The sequence below is a fragment of the Verrucomicrobium spinosum DSM 4136 = JCM 18804 genome (genome assembly GCF_000172155.1).
Lineage (GTDB): Bacteria > Verrucomicrobiota > Verrucomicrobiia > Verrucomicrobiales > Verrucomicrobiaceae > Verrucomicrobium > Verrucomicrobium spinosum.
Map to the genome: position 1 here is coordinate 847,961 of NZ_ABIZ01000001.1, position 18,483 is coordinate 866,443.

Consider the following 18,483-nt stretch of genomic DNA (forward strand, 5'->3'; position numbering starts at 1 on the left):
CCCTCGGGGCGGCCTTTCTCTCCCCGCTTCCATCACCTCCTTTGATTGAGATCCGGCTTCTGATGCCGGGATCAGCCGCCGCTTTGCCTCCGTCCTGAACTGCCAACCCGTCCTGTCATGAACTTCTCAGACTTCTTTATCAAGCGCCCCATCTTTGCGGGTGTCTTGTCCATCATCACCCTGCTGGTGGGCGCCATTGCTCTCTGGCTGCTGCCGGTGAGCGAGTACCCGGAAGTGGTGCCGCCCACGGTGGTGGTGACCGCCCGCTATCCCGGTGCCAACCCCAAGACCATCGCCGAGACGGTCTCCACCCCGCTGGAGCAGTCCATCAACGGCGTAGAGAACTCCATCTACATGTTCTCCCAGGCGACCACCGACGGTGTGATGACGCTGACGGTGACCTTCAAGCTGGGCACGGACCCGGACAAGGCGCAGGTGATGGTGCAGAATCGCGTGGACCAGGCAGAGCCCAAGCTGCCGGAGGAGGTGCGCCGTATCGGCGTGACCACGGTGAAGAGCTCGCCAGACATGACTCTGCTGGTGCACCTCTTCTCCCCCGACAACCGGTATGACGAGGTCTTCGTGCGCAACTACGCCACGCTCCAGGTGCGTGATGTGCTGGCCCGTCTGCCCGGGGTGGGGCAGGTGCAGCTCTTCGGTTCAGGAGACTATGCCATGCGCGTGTGGCTGGACCCCAACAAGGTGGCGGCCCGCGGCATGACCGCGAGTGATGTGGTGGCGGCGATCCGGGAACAGAACGTGCAGGTGGCCGCCGGTTCTGTGGGCCAGCAGCCCAACCCGCATGCGGGTGACAATGAGCTGCTCATCAACACCAAGGGACGTCTTGTGACGGAGGAGGAATTCGGCGACATCGTGGTAAAGATTGGAGCGCGCGGCGAACGCGTGCTGCTCAAGGACATCGCCCGCATGGAGCTCGGTGCCTCCGAGTACGCGCTGCGTTCTCTGCTCAACAACAAAGCGGCCGTGGCCATCCCGGTCTTCCAGCTTCCCGGAGCCAACTCCATCGCCGTGTCCAATGCCGTGCGGGAAAAGATGGCAGAGCTGAAAAAGACCTTCCCCGACGGTCTGGAGTACGCCTTTGCCTATGACCCCACAGTGTTCGTGCGGCACTCCATTGAGGCCGTGGTACACACGCTGGTGGAGGCCGTCATCCTGGTGGTGCTGGTGGTCATTCTTTTCCTTCAGACCTGGCGTGCCTCCATCATCCCGCTGGCTGCGGTGCCCGTCTCCCTGGTGGGCACCTTTGCCATCATGAGTGCGCTCGGGTTCTCCATCAATGCGCTCTCTCTCTTCGGCCTTGTGCTGGCCATCGGGATTGTGGTGGATGACGCCATCGTGGTGGTGGAGAACGTGGAGCGAAACATCGCCCTGGGTTTCACACCTGTGGAGGCGACCAAGCGGGCCATGAGTGAGGTGACGGGGCCCATTGTGGCCACCGCCCTGGTGCTCTCCGCGGTGTTCATTCCCACGGCCTTCATCACCGGGTTGAGCGGGCAGTTCTACAAGCAGTTTGCCATCACCATCGCCATCTCCACGGTGATCTCTGCGTTCAATTCCCTGACGCTTTCCCCTGCGTTGAGCGCTCTTCTTCTGAAGGACCACCATGCGCCCAAGGACAAGCTGTCCAAGGCGATGGACTGGGCCTTCGGCTGGTTCTTCCGCCCCTTCAACCGCTTCTTTGACTGGGCCTCCCAGAAATACTCCAACGGCGTGGCCCGCATCATCCGCGTGAGTGCCATCGCGATCATTGTGTATGGCGGCCTGCTGGTGCTTACCGCGAACCTTTTCCAGAAGGTGCCTGCGGGGTTTGTGCCAGCCCAGGACAAGCAGTACCTCATCGCCTTTGCCCAGCTTCCCGAAGGCGCTTCGATCGAGCGCACGGACAAGATCATTCGTCGCATGACGGAGATCGCCATGAAGCACGAGGGCGTATCCGACTCCGTGGCCTTTCCCGGCCTGTCGATCAATGGCTTTACCAACAGCCCCAACTCTGGCATTGCCTTCACCACGCTCAAGTCGTTTGAAGAGCGCAAAGGCCCTGGCATGTCCGGTGCCGAGATCGCTGCCCAGCTCAACAAGGAGTTTGGCGAGATCCAGGAAGCTTTCATTGCCATCTTCACTCCGCCTCCCGTGAACGGTCTCGGCACCACGGGCGGGTTCAAGTTCTACGTCGAAGACCGCGCTGGTCTGGGCTATGACGAGCTGTACAATGCCACGCAGGCCCTGATCGCCAAAGCGAATCAGACGCCAGGCCTCGCGGGGCTCTTCACCAGCTTCACGATCAACAACCCCCAGTTGCAGGCCGATGTGGATCGCGCCAAGGCCAAGCAGCAGGGCGTGCCGCTGGCCAACATCTTCGAGACCATGCAGATCAACCTGGGCTCGCTGTATGTGAATGACTTCAACCGGTTCGGCCGCACCTATCAGGTGGTGGCCCAGGCGGATGCGGAGTTCCGCACCAATGCCGATGACATCCTGCGGCTCAAGACCCGCAATGCCAAAGGCGAGATGGTGCCCCTCGGTTCTCTGGTGACCGTGACCGAAACCTATGGTCCGGATCGGGCCATGCGCTACAACGGCTACCCCGCTGCGGAGATCAGCGGCATGCCCGGCCCTGGTTTCAGCTCGGGTCAGGCCGAGGCCATCATGGAGAAGCTGGCCGCAGAGACGCTGCCCAAAGGTCTGGCCCTGGACTGGACGGAACTCACCTATCAGAAGATCCTGGCGGGTAATACGGGCATGCTGGTCTTCCCCATCAGTATCGTCCTCGTGTTCCTCGTGCTGGCCGCCCAGTATGAGAGCTTCAGGTTGCCCTTTGCCGTGCTGCTCATTGTTCCCATGGCGTTGCTCTCGGCCATGGCCGGGGTGTGGTTCACGAAGGGGGACAACAACATCTTCACGCAGATCGGCCTCATCGTGCTGATCGGTCTCGCCGCGAAGAACGCCATTCTCATTGTGGAGTTCGCCGTGAAACTTCGCGAGGAAGGCAAGGGCATCGTCGAAGCTGCGCTGGAAGCCTCCCGCCTGCGCCTGCGCCCCATCTTGATGACCTCCATCGCCTTCATCGCCGGGGTGTTCCCCCTGGTGGTGGCCACAGGGGCCGGTGCGGAGATGCGCCACGCCATGGGCGTGGCCGTGTTTGCCGGGATGATTGGCGTGACCGTTTTTGGTCTCTTCCTCACCCCGATCTTCTATGTGGTGCTGGAGAAGCTCGGCGTGAAGAAGCCGGCGGTCGCCCCTGTGGTGACGCCGTCCCATGGCGGCCCTGATTCGGCGACTGCCCACGCCTAATGGAGTGGGTGAACCTCCTGGAGACGCAAGGAGAACCGCCCGGCCGCCTGATCTTCATGGATCGTCCGGCTCCGACTCCGCCGACTTCTGCCTGGAGCCGATGGCTGCCCTGGCGTCGCGGCGGGAACGGTGCTGCGGGTGGCGACGAGTGGGGGCCCCGTGAGGGAACGCTGCCGGATCGTGTGGAGCACTACCATCAGCTTTTGGATTCCTGGACGCCGCGCCCGGTCGCCAGTGAGATCCATCTGGTGCTGTCCACCGGCTTCAAGGACCCGGAGGCTGTGGCGTCAGGGTGGAAGTGGCTCGCCCTGGGCGGGCTTCATCTGCATGCGGTTTCTGGAAATCACCACACCTACATTCGCGATGAGAGTGCCCCCACGGTGAAGGTCTTGAACCAGCTCATCTGACGGGCGCTACCACCAGGCGGTGGCCACATGGTGGGGATCGGCAATGGCCCGCCAGAAGACGGTTCGCCCGTAGTTCGTCAGGGCGGTCTGCTGGCAGAAGTCGATCTCCACCTCCGTGAATTCCAGGAAGACCCTGGCCGTGGGATAGACTGCCTTGAAGACCGCCTCTTTGATGCAGAACAAGAGCTTGCCCGTGCTCTGTCCAGCTTGGATCGCCGCTTGTTCCCGCTGGCTGGCGATCATGGGGAGCAGTCCGTCATCCAGGGGTATGGCGGGTTCGATGTCCACCCCCAAGCCCGAGCAGGTGCCATTCGTGGCGGCGGTCACTGCCACGGCCAGGCTGTCATCGTGTGCCATGGAACCCAACACTCCAGGTGGCCAGAGGGGCATGCCTTTGGGGCCGCGAGGGATCTCCGCCGTGGGGAATCCCATTTGAGCGCAGAGTGCCTTGGCAAGACGTCGGGCCGCCCCGCTGGCCCGTTTGACTGCGGGCACGGCACGCTCCCGGCCGACGAGTTCCAGCGCCGTCAGACTGGCACCATCCGCGTCTCGGATGCGATCGATCCGGCCTGCCGCGCCGGGGGGCAGCAGGGCGGCGAGTTGCAGGTTCAATCGCAAAAGCAAGGCGTCGTCCATGACTTCTGAGGGAGTTACTTAGCGGCTTTCCGGTTTCGTTGCCAGTGTGAACAATTTGGTTGCACCTGCAGGGCGGCGACCGAATGCTGAATGGCTGCTTGACCCATGCGACTGCTCCCGCCGGTATCTTTCTCTCGCGCCGCTTTGCTTGGCCTTGTCTGTGCCGGGCTGGCCGCCTGCACGACTGGACCTGAACTGGCCAGCCTCACGCGGGCGGTGCGGCCACTGCAAGTCACGACTGTGGCTGAGGGCCCGGTGACCCCGCTGCCGTTGCCTCCAGAGACGCTTACGGCGTACCACAAGGCAGTGCGGGAGATGGTGGTGTGGTATGACGCACTGCCTCCAGAGCGCAAAGTGGCCGAGTGTGAGAGGCTTGGCATCCAGGTGGTGATCGATCCCTGCGCGGAAAAGGGGGTGCACCGGTTCACGCCTTCCGATGAGTTTCGCACGGGGCTCTTGGACCAGTATCACACCCGGCCCGGGGTAGGGGTGCCGGTGGTGGCCTGGCGGCCAAACGACGGCACGGGCCGGTTGGACAATCACCGTCCTCCAGAGGGGCTCTCTGCGCCCTATACGGCGGTGGTGTTGCCAGCAGGGGAGGGGAGGTGGACGCTGCGTTTCGTGAATCCGGTTGAGCACTCGACGTTGGAGATCGGGGGCAAGGCCGTGACCGTGGCGGCTAACTACTCAGCCCCCATTGCGCAGCTGGTGGAGAAAGCGAAGCCCCTCGCCCGCAGCGGCTTCGGTGGCATGTTGTCCCCCACCAAAAGCAAGCGGCGGGAAAAGCTCTACCTCATGGAGCCCTATGATCCGAAGAAAATCCCGCTTCTCATGGTGCACGGGTTGCAATCCACCCCGGTCGCCTTCATCAACCTGACGAATGACCTTCAGTCCGATCCCATGGTGCGGCGGCGCTACCAGATCTGGCACTATCACTACCCCACCGGGACCCCGGTGCTGCTCAATGCCGCCAACTTTCGCCAAGTGCTTTCCTCGACCCTGAAGGAGATTGACCCGCAGGGTGACGACTTCGCCACGAACCATCTTGTCGTCATCGGCCACAGCATGGGGGGCATCCTGACCCACACGCTGGTCTCCGAGCCCGGCTACAAGCTCTGGGATGCAGTCATCAACGTCCGCCCCGACAAGGTCAAGATGCCGCCTGAATCGCTGGCCCAGCTCAAGGGCGTGTTTCTCTTTCACCGCGATCCCCGGGTGAAGCGGGTGGTGTTCATCTCCGTGCCGCACCGGGGCAGCACGTGGGCGGACAACTTTGTGGGTGATCTGGGGCAGACGCTGTTCCGCCCGGATCGCAAGGTCACGGATGTGTTCGGGCATCTGGTCGAGGTCCAGCGGGAGGTTGTGCATCCCTTCGTGGTGGGGCTCTATGACGAGGGCAAGTTCAGCTCCATCCGCACCCTCTCGGCCAGCAGTCCCTCCCTGCAGATGCTGGCCACCCTTCCTCCAGAGGTGCCGTTCCACAGCATCATCGGCCAGAAGGGGGCCGGTCCGCTGGATCTGGGTAGTGACGGCATTGTCACCTACAAGAGCAGCCACCTGGACGGAGCCGAGTCTGAACTGGTCGTACGCTCCGGCCACAATTCCTTCCGCAAACAGGAGGCTGTGGCGGAGATCAAACGCATCCTGTATGAACACTTGAGAAAATCGGGTTCTTGAGGGCATCCTGGCGCGGCATCAGCTTCGATACGTCATTCCGGAACATGAAAGCCACGCGCATCTACACCGGCACCGATGGTCTTACCCACTTTGACGAGGTGGAGGTCCCGCTGACCGATGGGGGGCCCATCGGTCGGCTTTCGGAAGTCCTCCCCGCCTCTGGCATCATCTTTCGCGAGACGGACGGCACGTATGACTACGACTGGCACCCAGCGCCCCGGAAACAATGGCTCGTGATGTTGGATGGTCGTATCTCGCTTGAGACCGGCGATGGAGAGACGCGGGAGTTCGCGGGCGGCAGCATCCTGTTGCTGGAAGACGTCACGGGTCGCGGTCATCGCACACGACAGCTGAGCCCCGGCGTCCGGCGCTCCCTTTTCATCCCCATCTCCTAAACTCCCCGCAGAACGCACCCATGAGCCATCCCGTCACCGGCATCCACCATGTCACGGCCATTGCCAGTGATCCCCAGCGCAACATCGACTTCTATGCCGGCTTGCTGGGACTTCGGCTGGTGAAGCGGACGGTGAACTTCGACGATCCCTCTGCTTATCATTTGTACTACGGGGATGCATCCGGCTCACCGGGCAGCATTGTCACCTTCTTCTACTGGCCGGGCATGGGATCTCAGGGGCAGGTCGGTGCCGGGCAGATGACGGCCATCACCTTTTCCGCGGCACCCGCTGCTCTCGACTACTGGGCAGACCGGCTTTCGCGAAATGGGGTGAGCGTAGAACGCAGGACCCGGTTTGAGGAAGAAACACTCGCGTTCAGCGATCCCGACGGCATCCCGCTGGAGATCGTGGCGGTGGCAGAGGACACCCGGCCGGGGTGGGCGGGGGCGGGCGTTCCTGTGGAGCAGGCCCTGCGTGGGCTGCACAGCACCCAGTTGACGGTGCGCAGCGGCATTGCCACGGAGAAGCTGATGATGGATGACATGGGCTGTCGTTGTGTCCAACGGGCGGGGAACCGCTCGCGCTATGAATTCGGCGCCGGTGGCTCCGGCCGCTTTGCGGATATCGTGGTGGATGCGACAGGCCCCTTTGGCATGGGCGGGGTGGGCACCATCCACCACATCGCATGGAGGGTGGCCACCGATGAGGAGGAACTCGTCATGAAGGACCGGTTGCATCGCAGCGGCTTCGCAGTCTCACCTGTGATGGATCGCGACTACTTCCACTCCATCTACTACCGTGAGCGCGGCGGTATCCTCTTCGAGATCGCTACTGAGTCGCCTGGCTTTGCGGTCGATGAGCCCGCTGAATCCCTCGGCACGGAGTTGAGGCTGCCCAAGCAGTATGCCCCGTTGCGGGAGAAAATTGAGATTGCGCTTCCTCCTTTGGAGCCGCCCCGGCAATATGCTTGAGGGCGTTAGACTTTTTTGTCAGGATCTCCCGCAATTTCCCATTGGACTATAGGAACCTTCACCCTTCAATCATCCCCTCATGAGCACTCGCATCAAAGTCATCTTCTACAGCCTGTACGGACACATCTATCACATGGCAGAGGCGGTGGCTGCGGGTGCCCGGGAGGTGCCTGGCACGGAGGTCGAGCTGCTTCAGGTGGCCGAGACCCTGTCCGAAGAGATCATTGCCAAAATGGGGGCCACGGAGGCGAAGAAGGCTTTCGCCCACATCCCTATTGCCGATCCCAAGACGCTGAACGAAGCGGATGGCATCCTTTTCGGCACCGGCACCCGCTTTGGCAGTGCCACCGCCCAGATGCAGGCTTTCTTTGATGCCACTGGCTCCCATTGGATGTCCGGTGCTCTTGTAGGCAAAGCTGGCGGGGTCTTCACCTCCACCGCCAGCCAGCATGGCGGCCAGGAAACCACGCTCATCAGCATGCAGACCTTCCTCTTCCACCAGGGCATGGTGGTGGTGGGCGTGCCCTATGCCGCCCAGGAGCTGCTCAACATGAAGGAAATAACCGGCGGTTCCCCCTATGGTGCCTCCACCATCACGGACGCCCAGGGGCAGCGCCTTCCCAGTGAGAACGAACTGGCCATCGCCCGCTATCAGGGCAAACACCTCGCGCAGGTGGCGGCCAAGCTGGCGGCGAAGTAAAGGCTCGACTTCCCCAGGGCCAGGGATGTAGTTTCCCGCACCATGTCCATTCACCAGATTTCGAACACCCTGCGGTTTGGCGCCCCGCTCAAGGAGGCGCGTGGCGCGGTGATTTTGGTGCATGGGCGCGGAGCCTCTGCGGAAGACATCGCCGGACTGGCGGATGTGCTGCCGCAGGAAGGGGTTGCCTTCTTCGCGCCCGATGCCACCCAGGGCGCCTGGTATCCCCAGCGGTTTTTCATGCCCCTGGCCATGAACGAACCCTGGCTCTCCAGCGGTCTCACGCTGCTGCATGAGTTGGTACAGGAAATTACAGCGTCCGGAGTGCCTCTGGAGCGGATCGGGCTGGCGGGCTTCTCCCAGGGCGGCTGCCTGGCCCTGGAGTATCTTGTGCGCCAGCCGGCCAGGCTGGGTTTTGTTGCCGGCATGAGCAGTGCGCTCATTGGTCCGGAAGGAACCGGGCGGCCCGTGGTGGATCTGGCTTCGGTGCCGGTGCTCGTGGCTTGCTCGGAGAGAGATCCTCATATCCCCCTGGAGTTTGTGAAATCCAGCGTGCAGACTCTCAAGGGGCTGGGTGCCAGTGTCACGTCCCACATTTTCCCCGGCGGTGATCACACCGTGTTTCAGGAGGAAGTGGATTGGGTGTCTGGCCGCATGACGGCGTGGGTTTAGTCAGTGCGTCAGTGCGTCAGTGCGTCAGTGCGTCAGTGCGTCAGTGCGTCAGTGCGTCAGTGCGTCAGTGCGTCAGTGCGTCAGTGCGTCAGTTGATTGCGCGTTGGCTCATGAACCGGTCGAGGCTCTTACTCGAGGAGGATGTGGCTGCAAGCCCTACGTTGGGAGGGGGAACATGGGTCTGCGGAGATGCTGGGCGGGAGAGAGGTGGCAGACGCTTCAGCTAGTGCCTCCTCACGTCGTCAACTACATTGGTGCTGGGCAGTTGATCTTCAATGACCAGTGGGGGGCATTCAGGGCGTCAGCCGTCAGCCCGGCTACGCATGCATTGGCTCCTTTAACTTTCCCTCTGCCCTTGAGCAAACAACGCCGCCCTGTAGTTGTCGGCGTGAGGAGAATGGACCAACCGCGTGCGTTTGGGTGGAAGCCAAGGAACCGCCTTGAGGTGCCCGCCCCAGATCGAAGCTGATCCCCAGCGGGGATCTCTAACACAGCCCAGTGGTTGGACGAGCCTCAAGCGAGTCAACCCTGGGTACCTCCGCGGACGATGTTCAGGTGGGAAGGCCGACCGCATTTGCTTTCTCCCACCGCCATCAACACCCCCACGTCAGTTGGACCTGATGTCATGCGCTGACTGACGTTCGCGGCAAGATGCCGCAAACAGCACGCAGGATGCGTGCGCTCCCCGAGCTTCCCAGGCAGGCACTAGCTGAAGCGTCTATAGCGCAAATCCCGCATGTAACCTCCCTTTACCCAGCGTCCGTCGCTGCTTGCTGTGTTGGGGCGAGGCCTTCCTCTGGCCACCTCCTGCGGTTGTGCACACAAACCGCCGCTCCTTGGGGGCGCATCGGCATGTGGGATGTCACAAAAGAAGGCGGCCTCGCGACCGCCCCCTTTGAAGTTTGAACTTTGGATTTTTGAGTTTTTTCCTCTTCCCCTTATCAAATTCCGTATCCATCCCGGTACACCTTGTGGATGAACGCATCCGCATCCGGCGCGTTCGTGGCCTTCAGGTTGGCCCCATCCCATTCAATCCTCTTGCCAAACCGGACGGGCAGCAGACCGACCAGCAGCGCTTCCGTAAACGGAGCGGAGTAGTGGAAGCCTGAATGCGCGTCCTCGGGTTTGCCGGCCTTGCAGGCTTCGATCCACTCGCGGCGGTGACCGACCGTGCAGCGTGGGATGGACTTGGCCGGTATCACGAACTCCTTCATCCTGGCCTCGGGCACCAGACGCGGGGTGCCTGCCCAGCCGCCGGCCAGGATGACGCCCTTGTCGCCCACGAAGTAGATGCCGTTGTCGCCGAGGCTGCGTTCGGCCTCCATGCCCGGAGGCTTGGGGGGCAGCTTGCCACCGTCGTACCACACCATCTTTACCGCTGGCATCGTGCCACGGGCAGGGAAGTGGTAGGTGATGATGTTCCACTCGGGGAAGGACTGGTTGTTGTTGGGGGCGCTCTCTGCGTCCACCCAGTCCGGGGAGCCGAGATCCAGTGCGTAGAAAGCCGGGTCCGCATTGTGCACGGCCATGTCACCCAGAGCGCCGCAGCCGAAGTCCCACCAGCCTCGCCATTTGCGCGGGGCATACTCGGGGTGGTACTTCACCGGCTTGGCCACTGGTCCCAGCCAGAGATCCCAATCGAGCGTGTCCGGCACCACCGGGGCATCCGTGGGAGCGGGTTTGCCCTGGCTGTCCCAGAACTTGCCCGGGCGATCGGACCACACGTGAACTTCGGTCACGTTGCCGATGACCCCGGCTTGAATCCACTCGCGAGTTAGGCGGAGGCCTTCGCTGGCGTGCCCTTGGTTGCCCATCTGGGTCACCAGCTTGCTTTCCTTGGCCACCTTCGCCATCTGCCTTGCCTCGCCAATGGAGTGGGCCAGCGGCTTTTCCACATACACATGCTTGCCGGCGCGCAGGGCCAGGATGCTGGCTGGCGCATGCACATGATCTGGGGTCGCGATGACCACGGCATCAATGTCCTTCTGCTGATCGATCAGGCGGCGGTAGTCGCGGTGCAGCTTGGCGTTGGGATGCTTGCTGATGGTGCCCGCGCCTTGTTTCAGATCCACATCACAGAGGGCGACGATGTTGACCAAGCCTGAATTGACCATGTCGGCGATGTCGCCTGCCCCCTGACCGCCCACTCCGATGCAACCGAGATTGAGCTTCTCGCTGGGCGGCGTGAATCCTGGGCCGCCGATGACGTGCCGGGGCACGACTTGAAAGCCAAAGGCTGCGGCAGCCGTGGTGGTGACAAATCGACGTCGGCTGAGAGCACCGGGGGAGGGCGTGGTGGGTTGTGGAGCAGGGGAGGGAGCGTTGTCTGACATGGTCAGACCCTTACGTCCCGACACCGCCAGCTCTTGCTCCACGCACTGGTGTTCGCGTGGCACCCTATTTTCCGGTGCTCAGCGGCGGCCAGGTCTTCGCATCCAGATACAGCTTGGGCAGGGCATCCAGTTTCACCTCGGCATTTTCCTGTAGCAGATCCAGCATGACCGGGTCGGTGGCAAAGGTGGCGGCGGTGCCTTTGGGATGATTCACCCGAATGATGGCCCCGCGGAAGCTGGCTTGCGAGCCCGCCCGTTCGGGCTTGCTCAGCTTTTCGAAGTCATCGGCCCGCCCCTTGTAGGCCCCCTCGTTCATGGGTGTCTCGAACACGAGTTTCTCTGCCTGACCCGCCCGCATCTGGAGCTTCTGTTTGGGTTGCCCCATCACATAGTTCTGGCGGTACTTGTCCGTCGTTCCCAGGATGATGCACTCCACCTCCACCTCCGTGGGGAACATGGACATGTTCGTCACCTCCGCCTGCACCACCCATTTGTAGTCGTTTCGTTTGCTGGGCGTGGAGGCCAGGCGGCTCTGGATCAGGATGCTGGGCTTCTGCTGGGCCTTGTCGCCTGCCAGCTTCTGCTGCTCCTTCCAGAGCTGTTCAGCTTCGGCCTTGGTCTGTCCCAGCCCATTCATCTTGGGGCCGTTCTCGATCGATGCCAGGCTCTTCAAGCCGCTCATCTCGCGCTCGATGACCTTTAACGTGTTGGCATAGGCCAGTTCACGGTCTGTAGGTTTGGACCCCTCCGCCCGCTTTCTGCTAGGGGCGACGAGCCTCACATTGGCCACATCACGTGAGAACTTGGGGGCCAGATTCATGGGCACGATGTACTCAAATACCACCGCCTGCCCGGTATCCGCCCCCTTGGTGATCTTGCCCGTGAACCGATTCTGCTCGTCGAAGGCCCCCAGGGCACGGGCTTCGATCCACATACTCGTCAGGGTTCCCACGGCAGCATTGCGGTGGGCGGGCCCCACCTGGGGGACGAACATCTTGTACGCCGTCTCCAGCAGATCAGTGGCTCCTGGCCCTCCTGCCACTTGGGACTGCTCCATGCCAGTGAGGACCTTCTGGATCTGGTCCCGGGCTTTGCCCAGTCCACCCGGATCCGCACTGGGGGTCAGGCCCTGGGGAGAGAGCTGTCCGGCCAAGCTTCGGGCGGCAGGGTAGTTTTTCGCCTCCACGATTCCCACCAAGGCCAGACCAGCCACCAGGGGAAACGCGATTTGTTTAAGAGAGCGGAACGTGCGCATAGAGGGACGAAGCGAAATGAAAAAAATCTCAACGGACCAGAAAGGCGGAACACTTCGTGCATCCGCCCTTGCCGTGAAATGGTTTAGAGCCCTCTGTTGTTAGGAGAAAATGCATGTTTGACCAGACGCCGGCAGCAGCCTCCACCCGTATCAAGATTGGATAAAAGACTTGCGCGTTGAGCGCGCTGTATGCGACAGTTCAACCAGTTAGACCGTTCCATTCTTCAACTTTTTCCCCAGGCATGGCCCGAGCCTCAAACCTCACTATCTGCTCCTTCTGCGGCAAGAGCCACGCAGAAGTGAAGAAGCTTATTGCCGGCCCCGGGGTGTACATTTGTGACAACTGCATTCACGTCTGCAAGACCATTCTGGACAAGGAGACGACGAATGACCTGGATGCGCAGCCGCCCTTGGTGGTGCCGCGCCCGGCCGACATCATGGCCGCGCTGGATCACCATGTGATCGGCCAAGCCCATGCCAAGAAGGTGTTGAGTGTGGCGGTTCACAACCACTATAAGCGCATCCTCAGTGCCCAAGCCAGTGCTGACCGCAAGACGGCGGCCATCGGCGAGTACAACGATGTCGAGATCGAGAAGAGCAACGTGCTGCTCGTGGGGCCTACGGGCTGCGGCAAGACGCTTCTCGCAAAGACGCTAGCCCGCATTCTCAATGTGCCCTTCAGCATCGCCGATGCCACGACGCTGACCGAGGCCGGTTACGTGGGTGAGGACGTGGAAAACATCATTCTCCGCCTCCTCCAGGCCGCTGACTACGATGTGGCTCGAGCTGAGATGGGCATCATCTACGTCGATGAGATCGACAAGATAGGGCGCAAGACAGAGAACGTCAGCATTACCCGGGATGTCAGTGGGGAAGGGGTGCAGCAGGCTCTATTGAAAATTCTGGAAGGCACCGTGTGCAACGTGCCGCCGCAGGGCGGGCGCAAGCACCCGCAGCAGGAGTACATCCAGGTGAATACCGAGAACATCCTCTTCATCTGCGGGGGCGCTTTCGTGGGATTGGACCAGTTCATGGCCAAGCGCCGTGGCCGTAAGGTCATGGGCTTCGGCAACGAGATGCTCAATCGTGAACAGCAGGACGCCGACCTGACGAAGGATGTCCAGCCTGAAGACCTGCTTGGCTTTGGCCTCATCCCGGAATTCATCGGCCGTCTGCCTGTGGTGGTGGCCATGCAGCAGCTCACGGAGGAAGAACTCGTCCGCGTGCTCACTGAGCCCAAGAACGCCCTCATCAAGCAGTACTCCAAGCTGCTGGGGATGGACGGCGTGGACCTCCAGGTGAACCGCGATGCTTTGATCGCCATGGCCCGGGAAGCGCTGAAGCGTGGCACCGGTGCCCGCGGTCTGCGCAGCATCCTGGAGCGCATCATGCTGGATGTCATGTACGACATTCCCAGCCGTCGCGATGTGCGCGCCGTCACGCTCACCGAAGCGGTGGTCAAAGGCGACCGCCCGCCGTTGGTTCGCAAGCGTGTGGACAAGAATGCGGCCTAGGTGGGCCGCTTGGTCTCAGCTGTGGGTTTTTCAGTGCGGTCCATGAACTCCGCCCAGAGGGCGTCGAGGTTCTTGCCCGTTTTCTCCTCAAAGAGGTTGTCTTTGTAGGTGGCACGGCGCAGCGCGAGATTCGTGTCGCGCACGATAGGGGTCTTGTACTGCTTTTCGATCCAGGCCAGGAAGGCTCCGGTCGTGCGGTAGCCATTGCGGTAGTTGTCCTTGGCCCGGTTGAACTGCTTGGGCTGACCTTCCGGTTCTGCCATCCAGAAGCGGATGTAGTCGGCAATCCCCTCTATGAGCCAGACAGATTGAGTGGGCGGATAGTCCTGGACCACGTGCACGAGCTCATGCAACACCATGCCCAGATCATTCGGGTGGGATTTCACCCAGCCCGAAGCGATGGTGATGACGTTCTTCGAGGTGGCGGCCACACCCTTCATCTCTTTGAACACCAGATGGATCTCCTTCTCACTTGGATCCAGGGGGGCATCCAGATAGGCTGACACGATGGGATGCCAGAGTTCCACCATCTCCTTCGCCCGTTCCGCCCAGTCGGCACATTCCGGCGCACCAGAGGTGTCCACCGTCACCTTCAGCCCCCGGCTCACCAGAGGTTGAATCAGCTCGGGCACTCTGGGGCCATTGGTTGTTTGAGCATTGAGCGGGGGCACCCATGCAAACACGGCGATTGCGAGGGCAACCGCCGTGTTGGCAGAACGGAACATGTGGATGGCTGAAACGCGCATGGGGCCGTTCGACAACCTCGCGCGGCAAAAAGCTCATTCCACAGGCAGGAATTTCACGCACACCGGTGACCCCACTTCAAGGGTCTGGCCCGTGGGGGTGAGCTTGCCCGTGCCTGCGTTGATCGCGAAGACCGCCAGGTTGCTGGAACTCTGACCGGCCGCGATCAGCCACTTGCCGGAGGGATCAATGCCGAAGTTGCGCGGCGTCTCCACCACGGTGGGCGCGCTCTGCACGAGCTTCAGCTTGCCGCTGGCCTGGTCCACGGCATACACCGCGATGGTGTTGTGGCCACGGTTGGACACATAGGCAAACTTGCCGCTGGGATGCACCTGGGTCTCAGCAGTGGAGAACTTCGGGTCAACGGCGACGCCTTCGGGCAGGGTGGAGACGGTGTCCTTCTCAGTCAGCGCGCCGCGGGCGGCATCGTACTCAAAGGCGGTGACGGTGCAGGTCATCTCATTGCAGACATACGCGTACTTGCCGTTGGGGTGGAAGGCAAAGTGGCGCGGCCCCCCGCCAGCGGGGACGGTGCCGAATGCGGGTGTGTTGGGGGTGATCTTGCCTTGGGCGGCATCCAGTTTGTAGATGAAGACGCGGTCGCAGCCCAGATCGGCGGCAAAGGCAAATTGGTTCCCAGCATCCACGTTGATGGAGTGGGCGTGGGGCCCTTCCTGACGCTTCGGGTTCGCCTTGGAGGCGGGCTCATGCTGGTACACCGTGGCCGCGGTGGCCAGGGAGCCATCATCCTTCACCGGGAGAGAGGCGACATGGCCACTGCCATAGTTGGCCACCAGCAGGGTCTTGCCGGTGTGGTCCACACTCACATGACAAGGGCCGCTGCCCCCACTGGACTCCTGATTCAGCAGGGTGAGCTTGCCCGTTTTCTGATCGATCGAGAAACTGCTCACTCCGCCGGTCGCGGGTTTGCCCGGGCTTGCAGCACCCATCGGTGCCTCAGATACGCTGTAGAGATATTTCCGGGATGGAGAGATGGCCAGGAAGCTCGGGCTCTTGACTTCGCCCGCCAGGCCCATGGGCTCCAGCCTGCCGGACTCGGAGTCGAACCCAAATACATAGATGCCCTTGCTTTCCACCTTGGCATTCTTCGCCCCGGTGTAGGTGCCAATGTAAACCAACTGGTCGTGGGCGGCGCTCAGGCCGCCAAGAGGGAGCAGTGCGGCCAGGGCCGTGAGTCGGAGGGTGCGAGGCAGTTTCATGGATGTCTAGAACGACACGGAATGCGGAGATTTACCAGCCCAAATGAATCTCACCAGAAATGGAGAAACTCCAGTTGACCAGCCACCGCGTGTCGGAGGATATATGATGCCATGCTCCCCAAGCTTCGCCGAGTGTTGATTGGGCTGGCCCTTTGTCTGGCTGGCATAACGTCCCCTGCCATTGCGCAGGAGGTCCTCAAGTTCCAGGTTGCCGGACAGAATCCAGGCGGGGAGAGTGGCTACTCAGGCACGGTGGAGCTCACCAAAGCGGGCACGTCCTCAGGAACAATCCGCTGGGTGACGGGCACCAACAAGGAAGTTACCGATGGTATCGTCATTCGTACCGACAAGGCCATCGGTGCCGCCTATGGCGGAGAGGCCCTCTACGCGATGGCTGTGTATGAGCTTAAAGGAAAGAGCATCCATGCCACGTGGATCACCTCGGCCAAGCCCGGCGAAGCTGGGAACTACACGCTGACTGGCAGCGACTTCAAAGGCACGTGCAACTTCACCGATGGCACGGCGGGCAATGTGACTTTCACCCAAGGCAAAGGAGGCTTGTACAAGGTGGTGTGGGACCTCCAGGCGGGGCGTTATGAGGGCATCGGCGTCCGGCATGGGGACGTGCTCGTGGCTGCCTCGGGGGACGTGAAGAAGTATTTCGGCGTGGCAGCCTATGCTCCCAAAGGGGACGACATCGCTGGCGTATGGGGGACCACCCAGATGACCTCGCCCGGCAAGGAGACTTGGAGCCTGCCGGGGGATGGGGCCGAACCGATGGCAAAGGCACCCGCCTCGGATGGGCGTTCTGTCGTGTTCGGAGGTCAGACCTATCAGCTCATGGAAAACAAGAGCGCGCCCGGTCAGGCCACCAGTGAATTGCGTGAGTACCTACAGCCAGGTGAAGACTGGGCCAGCTATCGCAAATTGGTGGGGCTGCGCATGCAGAATGTGAAAGGCGCAGATGCCACCACCCTGGCGCGCGCCACGCTGGAACAGGTGCAGAAGCAGCACCCCAGCAGCTTCGTGAACGAGATCGAGATGGAGCCGGACACGGCCACCATTCTCTTCATCCTCGTGACCGACGGAGATGTGGAGTTCAACCTCTGGAACTACCGCAAGACCTCCGCGGGTGTGGCCAGTGCGCAGTTTGTGCTGCGTAACAAGCCTCCGTTTGACACCCAGAAGAAGTTCAAGGCGGAGCAGGACAAGAACTACGACTCATGGATCGCAGAGATCAAAAAGCTCGGCGGGGAAGCCGAAGCGCTGCTGGCAGCCAGTGCCGGAGCTGTCGCCGGTGAGCCGATGACGAAGAAAAATGAGAAATCCGCCATGAGCGATGCCGAGCTCGCGAAAGCGATCAAAGTCGATCTCGACAAGTGCGTCGCAGTGGCAGAGAAATTTGTGGATCACATGGAAGCCGGCCGGCTTGCCGAAGGCGTCGCGCTTATGAGCGACCGCACCTTCGAGTCCATCTCCCGCCCCGAGTTCATCAAGAAACTGGAAAAATCAAACCAGGTCTTCGGCAAGCTCAAGAAGTTTGTGCCAGACAAGAAGGCCACCGACTTTGGCGTCAAAGGCGGTATCATGACCTTCATCCTGCAGGGAGACGGCGAGTATGAAAACGGCGATGTCCGCGAGACGCTCACCTTCATCCGTAACGAACAGGGCGGCGTGGACTTCGTAGCCTACAATCGCACGGCCAAACCCTGAAGGTAATCACTTGTTTCTTTGGCGGAAATCCCACGCCAGCGGCGTGATACAAAATAGACGCCCGGGGTCAGATCGCGAAGCGGTCGCCACCCCGGGTATCGAGGGGGGGGCACTGGAACTCCAAGGGAGTTCAACAAACCGTCCAGATCAGCTGGATGCGATCATCCTGCATGCGGTGGCACCTTCAGGGATACTGTCACGGTTTATAGAACTCGCTTCGGAGTTCTGGTCCACCTGTCGTTTTGCCCAGGGTCGCGGATCGTGCCTCGCCTGACCCTGGGCTCTATTTTGCCTGACGCCCGTGGCGTCAGGATGTTTGCGAGTTGCGGCGGTCTGATTCGCAGCAGCCCGGATGTCTTGGCCGTCCCTACTCGATGCCCAGGAACTTGGAGATTGCCTTCCAGGACTTTTGGCGGTTCTTCTCATAGGCCGCCTGGGTTTCTGGGGACGGGGTCTCCACATAGGTGATAATCCCTTTGGCGGTGCTGATCAGGAGATCATTGATGATGATCATTTCCTTCACCGCTGCGTCGTCGCCAGAGTTCAGCTTGCCGCTGTCCACCAGGTCGCTCAGGCTCTCTTTTGCCGCAGTCGTCAGGCCTGCATACATGTTGGCCAGCTGCACCACCTTGGTCTTCTCATAGACCTGCTTGCCATGAAGGTCCGCGAGTTCCGCGATGGCCATGTAGTTGCAGAAAACCGCCTGGGCACCGATGGCTCCAAACGAGTGCATTACTGGATTCTCGGCATTCGGGTCTTGAGCGCGGGTGGGAGTGGTGGCGCCCACGAGCAGGGCAAGCAGCAGAACGGCTAGTGTTTTCATAGAGAGAGATGTTGGCGCGCCACAGTGGCCTTCCGGCGCTGTTGAACAAGCAAAATGAGTTCGCATCTTGCCAGTGGGCATTCGAATGGGGGTTGCCAAACGCCCTCCTCC

General features: G+C 61.4%; 15 protein-coding genes. 9 read left to right on the top strand and 6 right to left on the bottom strand.

Annotated features, from left to right (window positions below):
- Positions 1–117: 117 nt before the first annotated feature.
- Together VSP_RS33655 and VSP_RS03210 are read left to right on the top strand one after the other, a co-directional pair.
- Positions 118–3,312 carry an efflux RND transporter permease subunit gene (locus VSP_RS33655; RefSeq protein WP_009958704.1) on the top strand — a complete coding sequence of 1,065 codons (3,195 nt, stop codon included), beginning with the start codon at positions 118–120 and terminating at the stop codon, positions 3,310–3,312.
- A 56-nt stretch (positions 3,313–3,368) separates the two neighbouring features.
- Positions 3,369–3,719, top strand: coding sequence for a hypothetical protein (locus VSP_RS03210; protein WP_198141305.1), 351 nt, complete (start codon positions 3,369–3,371; stop codon positions 3,717–3,719).
- A 6-nt stretch (positions 3,720–3,725) separates the two neighbouring features.
- Here VSP_RS03210 and VSP_RS33660 read toward each other — a convergent pair whose 3' ends face one another.
- Positions 3,726–4,355, bottom strand: coding sequence for a 4'-phosphopantetheinyl transferase family protein (locus VSP_RS33660; RefSeq protein ID WP_009958706.1), 630 nt, complete (start codon positions 4,353–4,355; stop codon positions 3,726–3,728).
- A gap of 105 nt (positions 4,356–4,460) precedes the next feature.
- Between VSP_RS33660 and VSP_RS03220 the strand changes: the two genes are divergently transcribed.
- The 5 genes from VSP_RS03220 (at position 4,461) to VSP_RS03240 (ending at position 8,770) form a co-directional block, all read left to right on the top strand.
- Positions 4,461–6,032, top strand: a complete 1,572-nt coding sequence (locus VSP_RS03220) for an esterase/lipase family protein (protein WP_157210709.1) — start codon at positions 4,461–4,463, stop codon at positions 6,030–6,032.
- A 44-nt stretch (positions 6,033–6,076) separates the two neighbouring features.
- A complete protein-coding gene (locus VSP_RS03225) occupies positions 6,077–6,427 on the top strand; it encodes a cupin domain-containing protein (RefSeq protein ID WP_009958708.1) in 351 nt (116 codons plus the stop codon).
- Positions 6,428–6,447: 20 nt separating this feature from the next.
- Positions 6,448–7,398: a VOC family protein gene (locus VSP_RS03230; protein ID WP_009958709.1), complete on the top strand. Its 951-nt coding sequence runs from the start codon at positions 6,448–6,450 to the stop codon at positions 7,396–7,398.
- Between the two features lie 79 nt (positions 7,399–7,477).
- On the top strand, positions 7,478–8,098 hold the full coding sequence (gene wrbA, locus VSP_RS03235) for an NAD(P)H:quinone oxidoreductase (protein ID WP_009958711.1): 621 nt from the start codon (positions 7,478–7,480) through the stop codon (positions 8,096–8,098).
- 42 nt (positions 8,099–8,140) lie between these two features.
- A complete protein-coding gene (locus VSP_RS03240; RefSeq protein ID WP_009958712.1) occupies positions 8,141–8,770 on the top strand; it encodes an alpha/beta hydrolase in 630 nt (209 codons plus the stop codon).
- Between the two features lie 941 nt (positions 8,771–9,711).
- Here VSP_RS03240 and VSP_RS33665 read toward each other — a convergent pair.
- Both VSP_RS33665 and VSP_RS03250 read right to left on the bottom strand, forming a co-directional pair.
- On the bottom strand, positions 9,712–11,103 hold the full coding sequence (locus tag VSP_RS33665; RefSeq protein WP_009958713.1) for a Gfo/Idh/MocA family protein: 1,392 nt from the start codon (positions 11,101–11,103) through the stop codon (positions 9,712–9,714).
- Between the two features lie 64 nt (positions 11,104–11,167).
- Positions 11,168–12,358 carry a hypothetical protein gene (locus VSP_RS03250; RefSeq protein WP_009958714.1) on the bottom strand — a complete coding sequence of 397 codons (1,191 nt, stop codon included), beginning with the start codon at positions 12,356–12,358 and terminating at the stop codon, positions 11,168–11,170.
- A 242-nt stretch (positions 12,359–12,600) separates the two neighbouring features.
- Here VSP_RS03250 and clpX point away from each other — a divergent pair, with 242 nt between their 5' ends.
- A complete protein-coding gene (clpX, locus tag VSP_RS03255; protein WP_009958715.1) occupies positions 12,601–13,872 on the top strand; it encodes an ATP-dependent Clp protease ATP-binding subunit ClpX in 1,272 nt (423 codons plus the stop codon).
- Here the strand turns inward: clpX and VSP_RS38860 are convergent.
- Both VSP_RS38860 and VSP_RS03265 read right to left on the bottom strand, forming a co-directional pair.
- A complete protein-coding gene (locus tag VSP_RS38860) occupies positions 13,869–14,597 on the bottom strand; it encodes a putative secretory protein (RefSeq protein ID WP_009958716.1) in 729 nt (242 codons plus the stop codon). The genes clpX and VSP_RS38860 overlap by 4 nt on opposite strands.
- A gap of 54 nt (positions 14,598–14,651) precedes the next feature.
- Positions 14,652–15,836, bottom strand: coding sequence for a lactonase family protein (locus VSP_RS03265; RefSeq protein ID WP_009958717.1), 1,185 nt, complete (start codon positions 15,834–15,836; stop codon positions 14,652–14,654).
- A 111-nt stretch (positions 15,837–15,947) separates the two neighbouring features.
- Here VSP_RS03265 and VSP_RS03270 point away from each other — a divergent pair, with 111 nt between their 5' ends.
- Complete coding sequence (locus VSP_RS03270; protein ID WP_009958719.1) at positions 15,948–17,549, top strand: protein kinase; 1,602 nt, start codon at positions 15,948–15,950, stop codon at positions 17,547–17,549.
- A 367-nt stretch (positions 17,550–17,916) separates the two neighbouring features.
- Here VSP_RS03270 and VSP_RS03275 read toward each other — a convergent pair whose 3' ends face one another.
- Positions 17,917–18,372: a hypothetical protein gene (locus VSP_RS03275; RefSeq protein WP_009958721.1), complete on the bottom strand. Its 456-nt coding sequence runs from the start codon at positions 18,370–18,372 to the stop codon at positions 17,917–17,919.
- Positions 18,373–18,483: the final 111 nt, after the last annotated feature.